Origin of the sequence: Paramicrobacterium chengjingii (assembly GCF_011751765.2) — a bacterium.
GTDB lineage: Bacteria > Actinomycetota > Actinomycetes > Actinomycetales > Microbacteriaceae > Paramicrobacterium > Paramicrobacterium chengjingii.
Genome location: NZ_CP061169.1, coordinates 1,984,488 through 1,999,546, shown reverse-complemented (window position 1 = coordinate 1,999,546; position 15,059 = coordinate 1,984,488). Strand labels below are relative to the sequence as shown.

Annotated in this window: 17 protein-coding genes; 15 read left to right on the top strand and 2 right to left on the bottom strand. The window is 61.8% G+C overall.

All coding sequences use genetic code 11. The features are described 5' to 3' along the window. The first annotated feature begins 1 nt into the window (after position 1). Genes HCR76_RS09770 through HCR76_RS09750 form a run of 5 tightly spaced genes read left to right on the top strand, consistent with a single transcriptional unit; the run spans position 2 to position 4,456 of the window. Entirely contained in the window at positions 2 to 481 is a 480-nt protein-coding gene (locus tag HCR76_RS09770; protein WP_166992823.1) for a MaoC family dehydratase, read from the top strand. Then, positions 478 to 1,350 carry an HpcH/HpaI aldolase/citrate lyase family protein gene (locus HCR76_RS09765; RefSeq protein WP_166992826.1) on the top strand — a complete coding sequence of 291 codons (873 nt, stop codon included), beginning with the start codon at positions 478 to 480 and terminating at the stop codon, positions 1,348 to 1,350. The genes HCR76_RS09770 and HCR76_RS09765 overlap by 4 nt, the downstream gene beginning before the upstream one ends. Positions 1,351 to 1,404: 54 nt before the next feature. Next, positions 1,405 to 2,442, top strand: coding sequence for an aldo/keto reductase (locus HCR76_RS09760; protein WP_235934330.1), 1,038 nt, complete (start codon positions 1,405 to 1,407; stop codon positions 2,440 to 2,442). A gap of 39 nt (positions 2,443 to 2,481) precedes the next feature. After that, a complete protein-coding gene (locus HCR76_RS09755) occupies positions 2,482 to 3,846 on the top strand; it encodes a M16 family metallopeptidase (protein WP_166992829.1) in 1,365 nt (454 codons plus the stop codon). Positions 3,847 to 3,853: 7 nt separating this feature from the next. Next, positions 3,854 to 4,456 carry a histidine phosphatase family protein gene (locus HCR76_RS09750; RefSeq protein ID WP_166992832.1) on the top strand — a complete coding sequence of 201 codons (603 nt, stop codon included), beginning with the start codon at positions 3,854 to 3,856 and terminating at the stop codon, positions 4,454 to 4,456. Here HCR76_RS09750 and HCR76_RS09745 read toward each other — a convergent pair. Then, the gene (locus tag HCR76_RS09745; RefSeq protein WP_198248032.1) at positions 4,445 to 4,918 is read right to left on the bottom strand and encodes a GNAT family N-acetyltransferase; all 474 of its coding nucleotides are present in this window, start codon (positions 4,916 to 4,918) and stop codon (positions 4,445 to 4,447) included. The two genes, HCR76_RS09750 and HCR76_RS09745, sit on opposite strands and share 12 nt — an antisense overlap. Positions 4,919 to 4,956: 38 nt before the next feature. On the opposite strand from HCR76_RS09745, the gene dapB reads away from it, so the two are divergent. Beyond that, the gene (gene dapB / locus HCR76_RS09740) at positions 4,957 to 5,694 is read left to right on the top strand and encodes a 4-hydroxy-tetrahydrodipicolinate reductase (RefSeq protein WP_166992838.1); all 738 of its coding nucleotides are present in this window, start codon (positions 4,957 to 4,959) and stop codon (positions 5,692 to 5,694) included. Continuing rightward, complete coding sequence (locus tag HCR76_RS09735) at positions 5,691 to 6,146, top strand: hypothetical protein (protein WP_166992841.1); 456 nt, start codon at positions 5,691 to 5,693, stop codon at positions 6,144 to 6,146. The genes dapB and HCR76_RS09735 overlap by 4 nt, the downstream gene beginning before the upstream one ends. A 29-nt stretch (positions 6,147 to 6,175) precedes the next feature. Here the strand turns inward: HCR76_RS09735 and HCR76_RS09730 are convergent, their stop codons facing one another. Next, the gene (locus HCR76_RS09730) at positions 6,176 to 6,604 is read right to left on the bottom strand and encodes an OsmC family peroxiredoxin (RefSeq protein ID WP_166992846.1); all 429 of its coding nucleotides are present in this window, start codon (positions 6,602 to 6,604) and stop codon (positions 6,176 to 6,178) included. 118 nt (positions 6,605 to 6,722) lie between these two features. Between HCR76_RS09730 and HCR76_RS09725 the strand changes: the two genes are divergently transcribed. The 8 genes from HCR76_RS09725 (at position 6,723) to HCR76_RS09690 (ending at position 14,828) form a co-directional block, all read left to right on the top strand. After that, the gene (locus HCR76_RS09725) at positions 6,723 to 7,484 is read left to right on the top strand and encodes an SDR family NAD(P)-dependent oxidoreductase (protein ID WP_166992849.1); all 762 of its coding nucleotides are present in this window, start codon (positions 6,723 to 6,725) and stop codon (positions 7,482 to 7,484) included. 32 nt (positions 7,485 to 7,516) lie between these two features. Next, positions 7,517 to 8,494: a 4-hydroxy-tetrahydrodipicolinate synthase gene (gene dapA / locus HCR76_RS09720; RefSeq protein WP_166992852.1), complete on the top strand. Its 978-nt coding sequence runs from the start codon at positions 7,517 to 7,519 to the stop codon at positions 8,492 to 8,494. Between the two features lie 39 nt (positions 8,495 to 8,533). After that, positions 8,534 to 10,210, top strand: a complete 1,677-nt coding sequence (locus HCR76_RS09715) for a ribonuclease J (RefSeq protein WP_166992856.1) — start codon at positions 8,534 to 8,536, stop codon at positions 10,208 to 10,210. Between the two features lie 65 nt (positions 10,211 to 10,275). After that, positions 10,276 to 13,002, top strand: a complete 2,727-nt coding sequence (locus HCR76_RS09710) for an FtsK/SpoIIIE family DNA translocase (RefSeq protein WP_166992859.1) — start codon at positions 10,276 to 10,278, stop codon at positions 13,000 to 13,002. 7 nt (positions 13,003 to 13,009) lie between these two features. Further along, on the top strand, positions 13,010 to 13,579 hold the full coding sequence (gene pgsA / locus HCR76_RS09705; protein WP_166992862.1) for a CDP-diacylglycerol--glycerol-3-phosphate 3-phosphatidyltransferase: 570 nt from the start codon (positions 13,010 to 13,012) through the stop codon (positions 13,577 to 13,579). Beyond that, positions 13,576 to 14,079, top strand: coding sequence for a CinA family protein (locus tag HCR76_RS09700; RefSeq protein WP_244971368.1), 504 nt, complete (start codon positions 13,576 to 13,578; stop codon positions 14,077 to 14,079). Before pgsA ends, HCR76_RS09700 begins: the two co-directional genes overlap by 4 nt. A 147-nt stretch (positions 14,080 to 14,226) precedes the next feature. Next, the gene (locus tag HCR76_RS09695) at positions 14,227 to 14,535 is read left to right on the top strand and encodes a helix-turn-helix domain-containing protein (RefSeq protein WP_166981573.1); all 309 of its coding nucleotides are present in this window, start codon (positions 14,227 to 14,229) and stop codon (positions 14,533 to 14,535) included. 68 nt (positions 14,536 to 14,603) lie between these two features. Beyond that, a complete protein-coding gene (locus HCR76_RS09690; protein WP_166992865.1) occupies positions 14,604 to 14,828 on the top strand; it encodes a DUF3046 domain-containing protein in 225 nt (74 codons plus the stop codon). Positions 14,829 to 15,059: the final 231 nt, after the last annotated feature.

The following is a 15,059-nucleotide window of genomic DNA, read 5'->3' as shown; positions in this document are numbered from 1 at the left end:
AATGGAGCGTCGGATCGAAGAGCAGCGCGGACTCTACTTTGAGGAGTTCGATGAGCGGACCTGCTATCGCCATAGCCCAGGTCGCACAATCACCGAGGCAGATAATGTGCTCTTCACGACGCTCAGCATGAACACGCAGTCGTTGCACCTTGATGCGGCCTGGAGCGCAGAGCAGCCGTTTGGTGAGCGTCTCGTCAATTCGATGCTCACGCTCTCGACTCTCGTCGGGCTTTCGGTCGCGCAGTTGACGCAGGGAACGATTGTCGCGAACCTCGGGTTCGAAAGCATTGCATTCCCTCTCCCTATGCATCACGGCGACACACTCTACGCAGAGACGATCGTGACAGCGAGGCGACTATCGAAGTCCCGTCCTGGGCAGGGAATCGTGACGCTTGAGCACACTGGTCGCAACCAACACGACGACGTTGTCGCCACAGCCGTTCGCAGCACTCTCGTCTGGTGCAAAGGAGCACAGCCATGACATTCCGAATGGGACCATCGCTTCTCTTCTGCCCGGCAGATCGCCCCGAAAGATTTGGCAAGGCGAGAGACCGTGCGGATGCTGTCATTCTTGACCTCGAAGACGGTGTCGACCCCGAATCGCGTGCTGCCGCGCGCGAAGCGCTTCGCGCGCACCCACTCGATCCAGCAACAACGATTGTCCGCGTGAATCCGGCGGATACTGCCGACTTCCTGCACGACGTCGAAGCGTTGCGCTTGACACAGTACCGAACGGTGATGTTGTCGAAGACCGAGCGCACAGACCACGTCGAACGGCTGAACGGTTACAAGGTGATTGCGCTGTGCGAGACGGCGAGCGGAATCATGATCGCTGAAAAGCTTGCCCAGATGTCGACAGTCGTCGCTCTGATGTGGGGCGCGGAAGACCTCATCGCATCGCTCGGCGGCAGCGGGAGTCGGCGCCCAGACGGCCGCTATCGCGACGTTGCGGCGCATGCCCGCTCGAGGGTGCTGCTTGCGGCCGGCTCGGCGGGAAAGGCAGCGATCGATGCAGTGCATCTTGACATCGACGATCGAGCTGGCCTGGAGACCGAGGTGGAAGACGCCGTCGCCTGCGGTTTCGCAGCGACAGCATGCATTCACCCCAGTCAGGTATCGGTAATTCGAGACGGATACCGGCCAACCCCCGCTCAGCTTTCGTGGTCGCGTGCCCTGCTGGCTGAGGCCAAGGGGCGAACAGGGGCGTTCCGGTTTCGCGGGCAGATGATCGACACGCCGGTGCTTCGACACGCAGAGCACGTTCTTCGACGTGCGCACAGCGAAAGTGTTTCGAATGAGTCACGACGTGACGGCGACGGCACGCCGAGCGCGGGAACATCGCGGTCATGATCTAGAGTCAAGGAACAGCATCGGGGGATGCTGAATGCGCAGCGGGAGGGGCTCATGAACGCACAGCACATGGGCGGTGAGGGTGCACAGCGCGTTGCCGAGCTTCGCGCAGACGACGATCGTCCCCAGTCTGTGAACGATGCTGACGTGGGGGCACCCACCGTTGCGATGCCCGTGCGCAGACTTCTCGCTGACACAGATCTTGCGGTATTCCCCCTGGCAATCGGGGGCAGTGTCTTCGGCTGGACGGCAAGCGCCGACGACACCGATGCGATACTCGACAGATACGCCGCGGCCGGCGGAAACTTCATCGACACGGCAGACAGCTACGCTTCGGGGCTCAGCGAGGTGCAGATCGGGCGGTGGATACGTCACCGCGGCAATCGAGACGAGATGGTTGTCGCAACCAAGATCGGTCGTCACGCCGACTATCGTGGTCTCTCGCGCTCCACCGTTATCGCGGCCGTCGATGCGAGTCTCGAACGCCTCGGAACCGAGTGGATCGACCTGCTCTACCTCCACGAGGATGACCCAAACACCCCTCTTGAAGAGACCCTCGGCGCCGTGCGAGACCTTGTTGACGCAGGGAAAGTCCGTGCAGTCGGCGCATCAGCGCTTCCGGTCGACAGACTCATTGAGGCACGCATCCTTGCGGCAGCAGGCTACCCGAGAATCGTTGCATTCGAGACCGAGTACAGTCTCGCAAACCGCACTGACTTCGAGGGTGATAGGGCACTCGTCGCCGGTGGACAAGGCCTGGCCGTTATGCCCTACTTTGCGCTTGCCAGTGGCTTTCTCACCGGTAAATACCGTTCACGGGCAGACTTCGCTGGAACGACGAGAGCGGCGCGAGCGTCAGCTCATTTCACCAGACGAGGTGTGAGAATTCTGCGCGCACTCGACTCCGTAGCTGCGGCGCATGGCGTGGGCCCTGCAACAATCGCATTGGCCTGGCTCCTCACACGCAAGGCGGTGTGTGCTCCCGTCGTGAGCGCCTCGCAGCCCGATCAGGTGGATGCTCTTGTTGCTGCACCGCGCATTGCGCTCAGTCGGTCACAGCTCCTCGAACTCGACAGGGCATCTCGCGGTTGACGTCACGGGGTACCGGTCGAGCCGACTAGGCTGGAGACGATGAACGCTGCCGTGCCCTTCCCCCTTGACCTGCCTGAGCTGGATTTCGAGGCGGCCGGTGGAACCCGAATCCGTCGCAGCATCCTCCCGGGCGGCATCCGAATTCTCAGCGAGTCCGTTCCCGGTGCTCGCAGCGCCACGATCGGGTTCTGGGTCGCCGTCGGCTCTCGCGACGAATACCTCGCCGAAAGCGCGGTGTCGGGTCAGGGATCAACCCACTTTCTGGAGCATCTGCTCTTTAAAGGAACCCCGAGCCGGAGCGCGCTGGATATTGCCGTAGCGTTCGACGCCGTCGGCGGGGATAGCAACGCCATGACGGCGAAAGAGTTCACGTGCTATTACGCGAAAGTGCGTGACCAAGATGTGCCGATGGCCATTGGTGTTCTCGCTGACATGTTTACGAATTCGGTGATCGACGACAGCGAGTTCGAAACCGAACGCGGCGTGATCCTTGAAGAGCTGAGCCATGCTGCAGACGATCCCGGTGACGTCGCGGGAAACGCGCTCTTCGAATCGGTTTTCGGTACCCACCCGCTCGGGCGCCCTGTCGGGGGAACTCCCGAGACGATCGAGCAGACGACTCGCAGTGGCGTGTGGGATCACTATCGTCACCACTATCGGCCGGATGAGCTTGTGATCTCGGTTGCCGGCGCAGTCGACCACGACGATCTCATAGACCTGGTGAATCAGTCCCTTGAGGGTGCGCAGTGGCGGCTCGACCCCGAAGCGACACCGGTCGCACGTCGCTCGCTCGGCGCCGGCACGTTCTCTGGCACACGTCGGCTGCAGACAATCGCCCGGCCCATTGAGCAAGTTCATCTCATGCTGGGAATGCCCGGGCTCGTCGCCAGCGATCCCGACCGAGTGATCGTCAGCATGCTGAACGCTATTCTTGGCGGCGGAATGTCAAGCAGGTTGTTCACAGAAATTCGCGAACGACGTGGCCTCGCCTACTCCGTGTACTCTTTCGCCGGCGCGCATTCGGACGCCGGCATGCAGGGCATGTACGCAGCATGTTCGCCGCGCAATGCGGCAGAAGTCGCCCAGCTGATGCAGGCGGAACTGCAGAAGCTTGCCGACGTGCCTGTCTCAGATGAGGAGCTCGCGCGCGCGTACGGGCAGCTTTCTGGCCGAGCCGCGCTCAGCCTCGAAGACTCCGACGTGCGCATGTCTCTGCTCGGACGGGCAGAGATCACGCTCGGCGAGTACCTCGATCTCGACGAGAATCTTCGTCGGCTTGCGAGCGTCACCGCAGCCGACATCGCCACCATGGCAGCACGGCTCGTGGCGCAACCGCAATCTATCGTCGCTGTCGGAGCCGTCGATGACGATCTCTTCGCCAACGTCGTCACAAACAAGGAGTGATTCGCACGTGTCGCAGTATGTGTACCTCGTCAGACACGGGGAACAGCAAGACGCCGAGCATGGATTACCGGATGGGCCGTTGTCGCCTCGTGGGCGGCGGCAGGCAGAGATGCTCTCGCAGCGTCTCGGCGGAGTGCCGTTCACCAGTGCACGTCACTCTCCGCTGCAGCGCGCCGCGGAGACTGCATCGATCATCGGCGAGCGGCTCCCTGCCCTCGAACTTGAGCCGTCGTCTCTCTTATTCGATTGCATTCCCACAGGTGAGGCCGAAGAAACACCTGCGGCATACCACCCGTTCTTCGGTGCGGTGACCGATGAGGAGATTGAGGCAGGCAGGGCGCAGATGGCTGACGCCGTTGCTGAATTTCTCGGCCCGAAGAAGGGCGAGAGTCACGACCTGCTGATTACACACAACTTTGTGATCGCCTGGTTCGTTCGTGAAGTGTTGGGGGCTCCAGAATGGCGGTGGATGACCCTTGACCAGGCGCATTGCGGTCTGACCATCATCCAGCGCAAGCCGGGCAGGCCCTGGACCCTGCTGACCCACAACGACCTTGCTCATCTCCCCGTTGAACTGAGAACAGGGCTTCCGGAGCAGCTACCCGTGTGAGGATGCTGTCTTCAGGCGCTTCATGAACCACGTCGTCGCGTTCGGGTTGTCGTTGTAAGCGGCAATCTCCGCATAGCCGCACGCACGGTAGAGCCCGTTTGCAGCATCAAGCGATGCGTTGGTGTCGAGAACGACATCGTGGGCGCCGAGTGACGCGGCGATCTGCTCGAGTTCGCCGACGAGCACCCGTCCCAGGCCGCGCCCTCGAGTGCTCGCGCGAACATAGAGATGTTTGATTTCGAACCGTTCAGGCGAAAGCGAGCGCACACCACCGCAGCCGATCGGATCAGAGCCGTCGTACAGCACGACGAAATCTCCCGCCGGCGGTTCGAAGTTCTCGGGCACCGGCCGGGAGATCACGTACCCGCCTCCAGGATGCCCACGTCGACGATCGTCGAAATACTCGTCGAGAAGCATGATCGCGTCGGCTGCGGATACGGGGGAGCGAAGCACGGTTGTCACGGTCAGATTGTACGGCCGCTGGTTGGTAGATTGGGGCAATGACGACACGCGTTGCATTGGCTGGGGCACGAGGCAAGATGGGGCAGCAGATCGACTCTATTCTTGCCGACATGAAAGGATTCGAGGTTGTTGCGCGTCTCGGGCGATCGAGCAGCCTGAGCGAGATGGACGGGGCGGATCTTGTCGTTGATGTGACGCATCCTGACGTGAGCGGGTCAATTGTCGAACACGCTGCGAAGAACGGCACGCAGGTTCTGATCGGCACGTCGGGCTGGTCGTCGCAACGAATCTCCGAGCTAGGCGGCAAGCTTCCCGAGGATGCCGGAGTGCTGATCATTCCCAACTTCTCTCTCGGCTCCGTTCTTGGAACGACGCTTGCGACAATTGCTGCTCGCTTCTTCTCATCGATTGAGATCGTCGAAAGTCATAGAGCCTCGAAAGCGGATTCCCCGAGCGGAACGGCTGTGCGTACCGCGGAACTCATGGCTGCCGCGCGCGACGGTATTGGCCCTGTCGAAGCGCCTCACACAGAGCAGCGCGCACGGGGGCAGGAGGTTGCGGGTATTCCCATTCACAGTCTGCGGCGTCGTGGAGTTGTCGCACGACAAGAGACGTTTTTGGGTGGAGAAGGGGAGACGTTGAGCATCGTGCACGACACCATCGACCCCAGCGCGTACGAACGCGGCATCCGGCTGTCTCTGGATGCTGTCCAAACGGTGCGCGGGATCGTCGTCGGCCTTGAGAATGTTCTCGACCTCGGGATCAGCCGCTCATGAAGGCTCGCACAGGCGCGATCATCATGGCCGTCGTGCTTGTTCTGTATCTTGTTCTCGTCGGTCAGCGGGCTGTGCAGTTTGTTCTCACCGGAGAACCGATCGCCGTGGTCATCGGGGTCGCCCTCATCATCTTGCCGATCATCGGGGTGTGGGGTCTGGCCATGGAACTTCAGTTCGGCATCAAGTCAGGTCGGCTCGCGGGCGACCTCGAGGCAGCGGGTGAGATGCCGGCCGATCTTCCCGTTCTTCCGAGCGGCCGCGTGGAGCGCTCGGCCGCCGATGCAGTTTTCCCCGCCTACAAGGCCCGCGCAGAAGCCGAGCCCGAGAACTGGAAGGCGTGGTTTCGACTCGCGATCGTCTATCGGGGCGCCGGCGATTCACGACGAGCTCGTGCTGCTGTTCGTCGTGCTATTCGTCTTCACGACGCACACGCAAAACGAGCCGACCGGTAGAAACCGATCGGCCCGCGAACAACAATGAGTCAGGCGAGACTTGCCTCGAGAGTGATCTCGACTCCGGCAAGAGCCTGAGAGACCGGGCAGCCGCCCTTTGCAGCCTCGGCGAGACGCTGAAACTCGTCGTCGCTGATGTTCGGTACCTTCGCGTTCACGAGAAGATGACTTCCGGTGATCTTCGGCCCCGAGGGATCAAACGTCACGGCGGCCGTCGCCTGAACGCTCTCGGGCGGGAAACCGGCATCGACGAGCGTGTTCGAAAAAGCCATGGAGAAGCATGCTGCGTGTGCTGCGCCAAGCAGCTCCTCCGGGGTGGTCGTGCTCTCTGAACCCTCGGAGCGTGCCTTCCAATCGACAGCGAGTGAGGCGCTCTGTGACGAATCGAGCGACACCGTGCCGTTCCCCTCGAAAAGGGTGCCGTTCCACACTGTGGTGGCTTCGCTTGTGACAGCCATGCTTCCTCCGTTCTCTGGGCGCATCGCACCCTCGTGGCGAATCTCTGTAACTCGAGCCTATCCATTCGCAGGTCGCATAGCGACGGGTTCGCTAACATGACTTCGCAAGGAGGCTCGAATGGCGCGAGGCGACGAAACAGCGATGGTGACCGGTGCGACGTCGGGGCTCGGGCTGCAATTTGCCGAGCAGCTCGCTCAGCGTGGGTTCGGCCTCGCTCTCGTCGCCCGAGACGATGCTCGGCTTCGCGAGGTTCAGGCAGATCTCATCTCTCGCTACGCGCTGCCCGTCGAGATCATCCCCGCAGACCTGGTGACGCACGAGGGCGTGTCCGCCGTTGAGGCTCGCATTGCAGGGCGGCCCCTCAGAGTGCTTGTGAATAACGCGGGTTTCGGCCTGAAGCAGCCGTTCGACCGTGCCACGATCGACGAGGAAGAGAAGCATCTTGACATCCACGTTCGCACGCCGATGCGGCTGATGCACGCTGCGCTTCCCGCCATGCTCAATCGAGGCACGGGCTCCATCATCAATGTGGCGAGCGTCTCCGCATTCACCCCTCGAGGAACATACGGTGCCGTGAAATCGTGGGTCGTCTCGCTGTCGCGGTGGGCGAACAATCAGTACAGGCCGCGCGGCGTTCAGGTGACGGCCGTGTGCCCGGGGTTCGTCCACACCGAGTTTCACCAACGTCTGGGAGCGAGCCTTGACGACATCCCGTCGTGGATGTGGCTGGATGCCGGCGCAGTTGTGGCGACGGCGCTCAGAGATGCCGGGCGAGGCAGAGCGGTGTCGATACCGTCTCTGCGCTACCGTGCGCTGGTCTCGGCGAGCCGCATTGTTCCGTCTTCGCTCTCGCAGCGCTTCGCCGCACGGGGCCGGTGACCGAAACCAGGGGGAGCCGTTACTCTAGGAGTGTGACGAACGCAGAGAATCCCTTCGGACAGGTCCTCGTTGCGCTGGTGACTCCGTTCACCGCCGACGGCGAAGTCGACTGGCCCGGTGTCGAGAAGCAGATTGACGATGTCATCAGCCAGGGGGCGGACGGCATCGTCGTCACCGGCACGACGGGAGAGACGTCGACCCTTACCGATCCCGAGAAGATTCGGCTTGTCGAGGTCGGAAAGTCGGTAGCGGCGGGACGAGCAAAGATCATAACAGGCGGGGGATCGAACGAGACAGCGCACGCGATCGAACTCTACAAAGAGAGCGAACGCGTCGGGGCAGACGGTGTCATGATCGTCACTCCGTATTACAACAAGCCGACGCAGGCGGGCATTCTCACCCACTTCCGGCTGATTGCCGACGCCACAGACCTTCCCGTGATTCTGTACGACATCCCCGGTCGCACGGGTGTGCCGATCACGTACGAAACTATCTTGCGCGCGGCGACGCATCCGAACATTCGTGCCATCAAAGACGCAAAGGGAAATTTCTCCGAGGTCAGTCGCGTGCTCAATCAGAGCGACCTCATGTACTTCTCTGGCGACGACGCCAACGCGCTTCCTCACCTGTCCATCGGGGCAACGGGCCTCATCGGTGTCACAGCCAATATCACCGCACGCCCGTACAGGCAGATGGTGGATGCCGTGAACGCCGGCGATCTCGCTACCGCAACGGCCGCGCACAAGGGCGTCGAACCGCTGGTGCGCGCGGTCATGACACATGTGCCGGGAACGGTGTCGGCGAAGTACATTCTGCATGGACTCGGTCGAATCCAGAGCCCTCGCGTCCGACTTCCCCTCGTGGGCCCCGAAGAATCTGAGGCAGCCCGCATTGAAGACGATCTCGCGTTCGTCGGCGACATCGACGGAGCCGACTTCACAAACTTCCGCCCCGACCGCAATGCGGCGGCAGGCGGAGCATTGCCCAAGGTGCACGGCACCACGCGCTGACGCGCACAACCCAGACGACAACAAAATCAAGGAGGGCTTATGCCCAATGCCGTAATCGATCCCCCCGTGCTGCCGCAAGGCACCCTCAGAGTGATGCCGGTCGGAGGGCTCGGCGAGGTCGGTCGCAACATGACCACCTTCGAGATCGACGGCAAGATCCTCATCGTGGACTGCGGCGTGCTCTTTCCCGAGGAGTACCAGCCAGGAGTGGATCTCATTCTGCCCGACATGTCTCCGATCAAGGACCGAATCGACGATGTCGTGGGACTCGTTCTCACTCACGGGCACGAAGACCACATCGGCGCCGTTCCGTACCTGCTGCGACTTCGCTCCGACATTCCGATCATCGGCTCTGGGCTGACGCTCGCCCTCACCGAGGCGAAGCTCAAAGAGCATCGCATCAAGCCCTACAGCCTCACTGTCACAGAGGGACAGCACGAAAAACTGGGGCCCTTCGACCTCGAATTCATCGCCGTCAACCACTCGATTCCGGATGCACTAGCCGTCGCCATCACCACGGAGGCCGGAACGGTGCTGGCCACGGGCGATTTCAAGATGGATCAGCTGCCGCTCGACGGACGCATCACCGACCTGGGCAGCTTTGCACGGCTCGGTGATGCGGGCGTCGACCTCTTCCTCGTCGACTCGACGAACGCCGACGTGCCTGGATTCACCCCGCTCGAGCGATCAATCGGACCGGTGCTTGAGCAGGTGATCGCCAAGGCGCCTCGGCGTGTGATCGTCGCGAGCTTCTCCAGCCACGTGCACCGTGTGCAGCAGGTATTGGATGCCGCTCACGCAAACGGCCGTCGCGTGGCACTGCTTGGTCGTTCAATGTTGCGCAACATGACAATTGCAGCGGAACTCGGGTACCTTCGCGTTCCCGACGGCGTTCTGATCGACTACAAAAAAGCGAAAGACATTCCCGACGATCAGATTGTCTACATGTCGACGGGCTCTCAGGGCGAGCCGATGGCCGTACTGAGCCGCATGGCCAATCTCGACCATGCGATCGAGCCGGGCGAAGGCGACACCGTCATTCTCGCGTCGAGCCAGATCCCAGGAAACGAGAGCGCCATCTACCGCGTCATCGACGGTCTGACGAAGCTCGGTGCGAATGTCGTGCACAAGGGAAACGCGAAAGTGCATGTCTCGGGGCACGCGGCCGCGGGCGAGCTTCTCTACTGCTACAACATCCTCAAGCCAAAGAACGTGCTTCCCGTCCACGGCGAGTATCGGCACCTGATCGCGAACGCGAAGTTGGCGCACGATACAGGCATCCCCGAGGCGAACACGTTTGTCGCTGAGAATGGCACTGTTCTCGATCTTCGAGACGGAAAGGTGGATGTCGTCGGCCAGGTCGATATCGGCTTCGTCTACGTCGATGGGGCCACCGTCGGTGAGATCACCGATTCCGACCTGAAGGATCGTAGGATCCTTGGGGAAGAGGGCTTCATCTCGATCATCGTCGTCGTGGAGTCTCAGACCGGTCGTGTCGTATCGGGCCCCGAGATTCATGCCCGCGGCTTTGCTGAAGATGACGCCGTGTTTGACAAGGTGCGGCCCAAGATTGAAGCAGCGCTCACCGAAGCGGTCGGCAACGGAGTTCGCGACCAGCACGCACTGCAGCAAGTGGTTCGCCGAACGGTGGGCCGCTGGGTGAACAATTCGTATCGCCGCCGCCCGATGATCGTTCCACTTGTTATCGAAGCATAGGTCGAGTCTGCCGAACTTCCGCGTCAATACCGGGAAGAACAACACCTCACCGGTACCGTGGAGGCATGGCTTCAGGCACTAAGTCGTCCGGCCGCAGTCGCAAGAAGACGAGCGACAGCGGTGCTTCGCGCGCCCGCACGACGACGGCGAAGACGAAGAAGATCGAACCGGCACCGGAGTCTGCGAGCGTAAATGTTCTCGTAAAGGCCTGGCTCGGGCTCGCACACGTGGCCGGTGGCGCTGCACGCGCCCTCGGCCCGGAGAAGATCGAGAAGGATCAGCGTCGAGACGGCATCCCGTTCTTCATACTTCTCCTCGCCATCGCGGGCATGGTCGTCGAATGGTTCGGAGTGAACGATCCGCTCGCTCAAACGCTGGACGAATGGACATTCGGTGGGTTGTTCGGACGGCTGGCCTTTGCCCTGCCCGTTGTGATGCTGCTGCTGGCCGTCTGGCTCTTCCGCAATCCCAATCCCGTCAACGACAACGGCCGAGTCGGCATCGGCGTCGGGCTTCTCGTGCTGTCGATCACGGGCGTGTGCCACGCGGTGAGCGATCACCCGTCTCCGGGCGCCGGCGGGCTCCCTGCGCTCTCCGATGCTGGCGGACTTCTCGGGTGGATGGTCGGGGCGCCGCTTGTCTTCCTGATCACATCGATCGGCGCGACAATCGTGCTCGGATTGATCGGCGTTCTTGGACTGTTCATTGTCACCAAGACGCCGCCCAACAAGATTCCGCAGCGGATTCGACAGTTCACGGCGTGGATGTTCGGGACCGACCCGGAGGATACCGAGAAGAAGACCTCAGAGGCAGAAGACTCGGATGCCGCGGGCGACGAGTCCGTACCGTGGTGGCGGCGCAATAAGAGCGGGCGCGAGACTGTCACGGGCAGCGACGTCGCAGCTGACGATATGACGGAGCTTCTGACGCCGGGGCCGGCCGAGAACGCTTATGACTCGCCTGTCGTGCAGGAACCAGAGCGCCCCGGCTTTGCTCCGACGAACGTCATGGACGACCTCAACGCTGCAGAGTCAGCGGTGTCTGGTTTCACGCCCGGAGCAGAATCTCGCGGCATCCACGGGGACGGCGGGGACAACAGCACAGAAGATCTGCCCAATATGCAGACTCTCGCGCTGCGCGGAGATGAAGCCGCACCGGTTAAGCCGACGGATGCCGAACACCCCTATCGACTTCCCTCCACGGCGACACTCGCGGCCGGCGCTCCCGCGAAATCCCGGTCGGCTGTCAACGATCAGGTCGTCGCCGCGATCGCCGGAGTGTTCGAGCAGTTCAAAGTGAACGCGAAGGTGACCGGTTTCTCGCGAGGGCCGACAGTGACGCAGTACGAGATCGAATTGGGCTCCGGCGTCAAGGTGGAGCGCGTGACAGCGCTTTCGAAGAACCTCGCTTATGCCGTGGCGTCAAATGAGATTCGCATTCTCTCGCCGATCCCAGGCAAGAGCGCGATCGGGCTCGAGATTCCCAACGCAGATAAAGAGATCGTCGCGCTGGGCGATGTGCTTCGCTCGTCAGCTGCCACGAACGCCACCCACCCCATGACCATCGGCGTCGGTAAAGACGTCGGCGGAGGCTTCGTGCTTGCGAACCTCGCGAAAATGCCCCACCTGCTCGTCGCTGGTTCCACCGGATCCGGAAAGTCGAGCTTCGTGAACTCCATGATCACGAGCCTTCTTATGCGCGCAAAGCCCAGTGAAGTGCGCATGGTGCTCGTCGACCCGAAGCGGGTCGAGCTCGCCCCGTACGCCGGCGTGCCACACCTGATCACCCCCATCATCACGAACCCGAAGAAGGCGGCGGAAGCCCTTGAATGGGTAGTGAAAGAGATGGACATGCGGTACGACGATCTCGCGAGCTTCGGCTACCGCCATATCGACGACTTCAACAAGGCAATCGTGGGCGGTGAGATCGAACTCCCCGCCGGAAGCGAGCGGGTGCTGAAGCCATATCCCTACTTGCTCGTCGTCGTCGATGAGCTTGCCGACCTGATGCTCGTGGCTCCCCGAGATGTGGAGTCGTCGATCGTGCGCATCACGCAACTCGCACGAGCATCCGGAATTCACCTGGTGCTTGCCACCCAGCGACCCTCCGTCGACGTCGTCACTGGCCTCATCAAGGCGAACGTTCCCTCGCGGCTTGCTTTTGCGGTGACCAGCGTCACGGACTCTCGCGTCATCCTCGACCAGTCGGGCGCCGACAAGCTCATCGGGCAGGGCGACGCTTTGTTCCAGCCGATGGGATCGTCGAAGCCGATTCGCGTGCAAGGCGCCTGGGTCAATGAGAGCGAGATCGAAAAGGTTGTCGCCCACGTCACAGCTCAGGCGCGTCCCGAGTACCGCAGAGACGTTCAGCAGGTTGTTGAGAAGAAGGAGATCGACGCTGATATCGGCGATGATCTTGACGTTCTGGTCGCTGCCGTCGAACTTGTCGTGAATACGCAGTTCGGATCGACGTCGATGCTTCAGCGCAAGCTTCGCGTCGGCTTCGCCAAAGCCGGTCGCATTATGGACCTCATGGAATCCCGCGACATCGTCGGTCCTTCTGAGGGTTCCAAAGCCCGTGACGTACTTGTGAGCAAGGAGCAGCTGCCGTCGGTTCTGGCACGGCTCAAGGGCGAGGAACCCCCGAGTGATGGCGGAGGCTCTCAGTCGGGCCCTGATGTGTCGCAGCCCGGGGCTCCGGCATCCGACCCGGTTGAGCAACTGTACGACGGCTACGAAACCGTCAATTCCGATGAGTCGGAAGACGCGTGGCAGCTGACGGATCGGGAATAATCGACTTGTGACCTCACCATCTCCCAGCCCGTGGAATCTCCCGAATGCGATAACGATCATTCGCATCCTGTTCGCCCCCGTATTCGTCGCCCTGCTGCTGATCGATGGGGGAGCGGATGCCGCAATGCGCTGGATCGCCGGCATCCTCTTCGTCGTGGGCATTGCCACAGACGGGATCGACGGGCACATTGCGCGATCACGGGGGCTTGTCACCGATCTCGGAAAACTGCTCGACCCCATTGCAGACAAGATTCTTACCGGAGCAGCCCTCATCGGGTTGTCCATTTTGGCGGAGCTTCCCTGGTGGGTGACCGGTATTGTTCTCGTGCGCGAGGTCGGCATCACGGTGCACCGCATGGTCATTCGGCACGAGGCAGTGGTCGCGGCTGCTTGGATGGGCAAACTCAAGACGGTATTTCAGGGAATTGCCATTTCGTTCGCACTGGTTCCTCTCTGGACCGTTGTTGGCGACTGGATCTTCTGGGTGAACGGCGCGCTCATGTGGATTGCCGTGGTCCTCACCCTCGCCAGCGGCATTGACTACATCATCACGGCGGCGAAGGCGCGTCGTTCGTGACGGACCGTACGGAGATGCTCATTCGGACTCTCACTGAGAGCGGAACGACCGTTGGGGTTGCGGAGTCCCTCACGGGAGGTGCGCTGTGCGCCGAACTGATCAGGCCGGCCGGGGCGTCGGCTGTCGTGCTTGGCGGAATCGTCGCCTACGCCACCCCGCTGAAAGCACGTGTTCTGCGCGTCGACGCTGAACTTCTCGAGGCCCAGGGCGCGGTGCATTCGCAGGTTGCTGCGGCGATGGCAGCTGGAGTGCGTGATGCGGTGGCGATTGACGGTGTGCGGGCCGACATCGGGGTTTCGACAACAGGGGTTGCCGGGCCCGACGCGGACGGTGGTCATCCCCCTGGCACCGTGTACATCGCCGTCGACAGCGACCACGGTAACGCCGTGCGGGCGTTGAGCCTCAGCGGAGACCGCGATGGGGTGAGAGCAGCCTCGGTGGCCGCTGCCATCGACCTTGTTGTCGAGATTGTGCTTCACACGGGAACATCGCGGGAATAGTGAGCGGATGCACCCGGTTATACATCGCAGACTCACATGGAAACATCAGGCGTAAAACGAACGGCAATCAGTAAGCTGGTATGTAGTAGTGTTATCGATCCAGCAGCGGAGCCGCCGTCGAGATGACGAGCAGAAAGGGAGGGTCTCATGGTTCTTGTTCGACAGGAAATCGGAGACGTTCTTCGTGACTTCCGTCTGCAGAAGGGGCACACGCTCCGGCAGGTGGCGAGTAAGGCAAGCGTCGCCCTTGGTTACTTGAGCGAGGTGGAGCGGGGCCAGAAAGAGGCGTCGAGCGAGATTCTCGCATCGGTTGCCGAGGCGCTCGAGACACCGATTTCGGTGGTTATGCGGGAAGTGGGGGACCGATTGGCCGTCATCGAGGGCATCGACCCGATCCCCGACACCATTCCCGATGCGCTTGTCGCCGAGTTGGATGCCGACCTGGTGACGCGCTGACACGAAGAATATGAGAGTGGGCGTTCCCGTGTGAATCGGGGGCGCCTTTTCTCGGTACAGGGAGAATCGTGAAACTGAGCGAGTTCAACTACGCAGTCGCGACGGAATACGGCGATGCTTACGGCCGTGTCGTCGTTCGTGACCTCGTGCTTGCCTCTCTGGGAGGCCGCACCGCGCATCAGGCTCTCGAAGACGGTGAACGTCCTCGCGACGTGTGGGCGGCGCTGTGTGACGCTACTGACGTTCCGATCGCGCGGCGCAGTGGCGTCGGACTCCCGAGCCCGCGCGATTAGTTCGACACGCCGTCACCTGATCCTCGAACACAGCTTCGAACGGTGTTACGCTCTCCACAAGAGCCGCCGCAGATGAGTTATCCACTGCGCGTCCGGTCTGCCGCATGAATGTCGGAGGCCGCCCGTACAGTCATTTCCATCAGCGGCCGTCGCTCCAGCCTTGTCGGAGCACCGGTTTAATCCGGGCGCGACAGCCTATAGGCGCACCGAACCCAGAATGAAGGAGACGCA

Coding starts and splice junctions, on each gene's coding strand:
- HCR76_RS09770 (WP_166992823.1), top strand. CDS start 2: ATGGAGCGTCGGATCGAAGAGCAGCGCGGACTCTACTTTGAGGAGTTC.
- HCR76_RS09765 (WP_166992826.1), top strand. CDS start 478: ATGACATTCCGAATGGGACCATCGCTTCTCTTCTGCCCGGCAGATCGC.
- HCR76_RS09760 (WP_235934330.1), top strand. CDS start 1,405: ATGAACGCACAGCACATGGGCGGTGAGGGTGCACAGCGCGTTGCCGAG.
- HCR76_RS09755 (WP_166992829.1), top strand. CDS start 2,482: ATGAACGCTGCCGTGCCCTTCCCCCTTGACCTGCCTGAGCTGGATTTC.
- dapB (WP_166992838.1), top strand. CDS start 4,957: ATGACGACACGCGTTGCATTGGCTGGGGCACGAGGCAAGATGGGGCAG.
- HCR76_RS09735 (WP_166992841.1), top strand. CDS start 5,691: ATGAAGGCTCGCACAGGCGCGATCATCATGGCCGTCGTGCTTGTTCTG.
- HCR76_RS09730 (WP_166992846.1), bottom strand. CDS start 6,604: ATGGCTGTCACAAGCGAAGCCACCACAGTGTGGAACGGCACCCTTTTC.
- HCR76_RS09725 (WP_166992849.1), top strand. CDS start 6,723: ATGGCGCGAGGCGACGAAACAGCGATGGTGACCGGTGCGACGTCGGGG.
- HCR76_RS09715 (WP_166992856.1), top strand. CDS start 8,534: ATGCCCAATGCCGTAATCGATCCCCCCGTGCTGCCGCAAGGCACCCTC.
- HCR76_RS09710 (WP_166992859.1), top strand. CDS start 10,276: ATGGCTTCAGGCACTAAGTCGTCCGGCCGCAGTCGCAAGAAGACGAGC.
- HCR76_RS09695 (WP_166981573.1), top strand. CDS start 14,227: ATGGTTCTTGTTCGACAGGAAATCGGAGACGTTCTTCGTGACTTCCGT.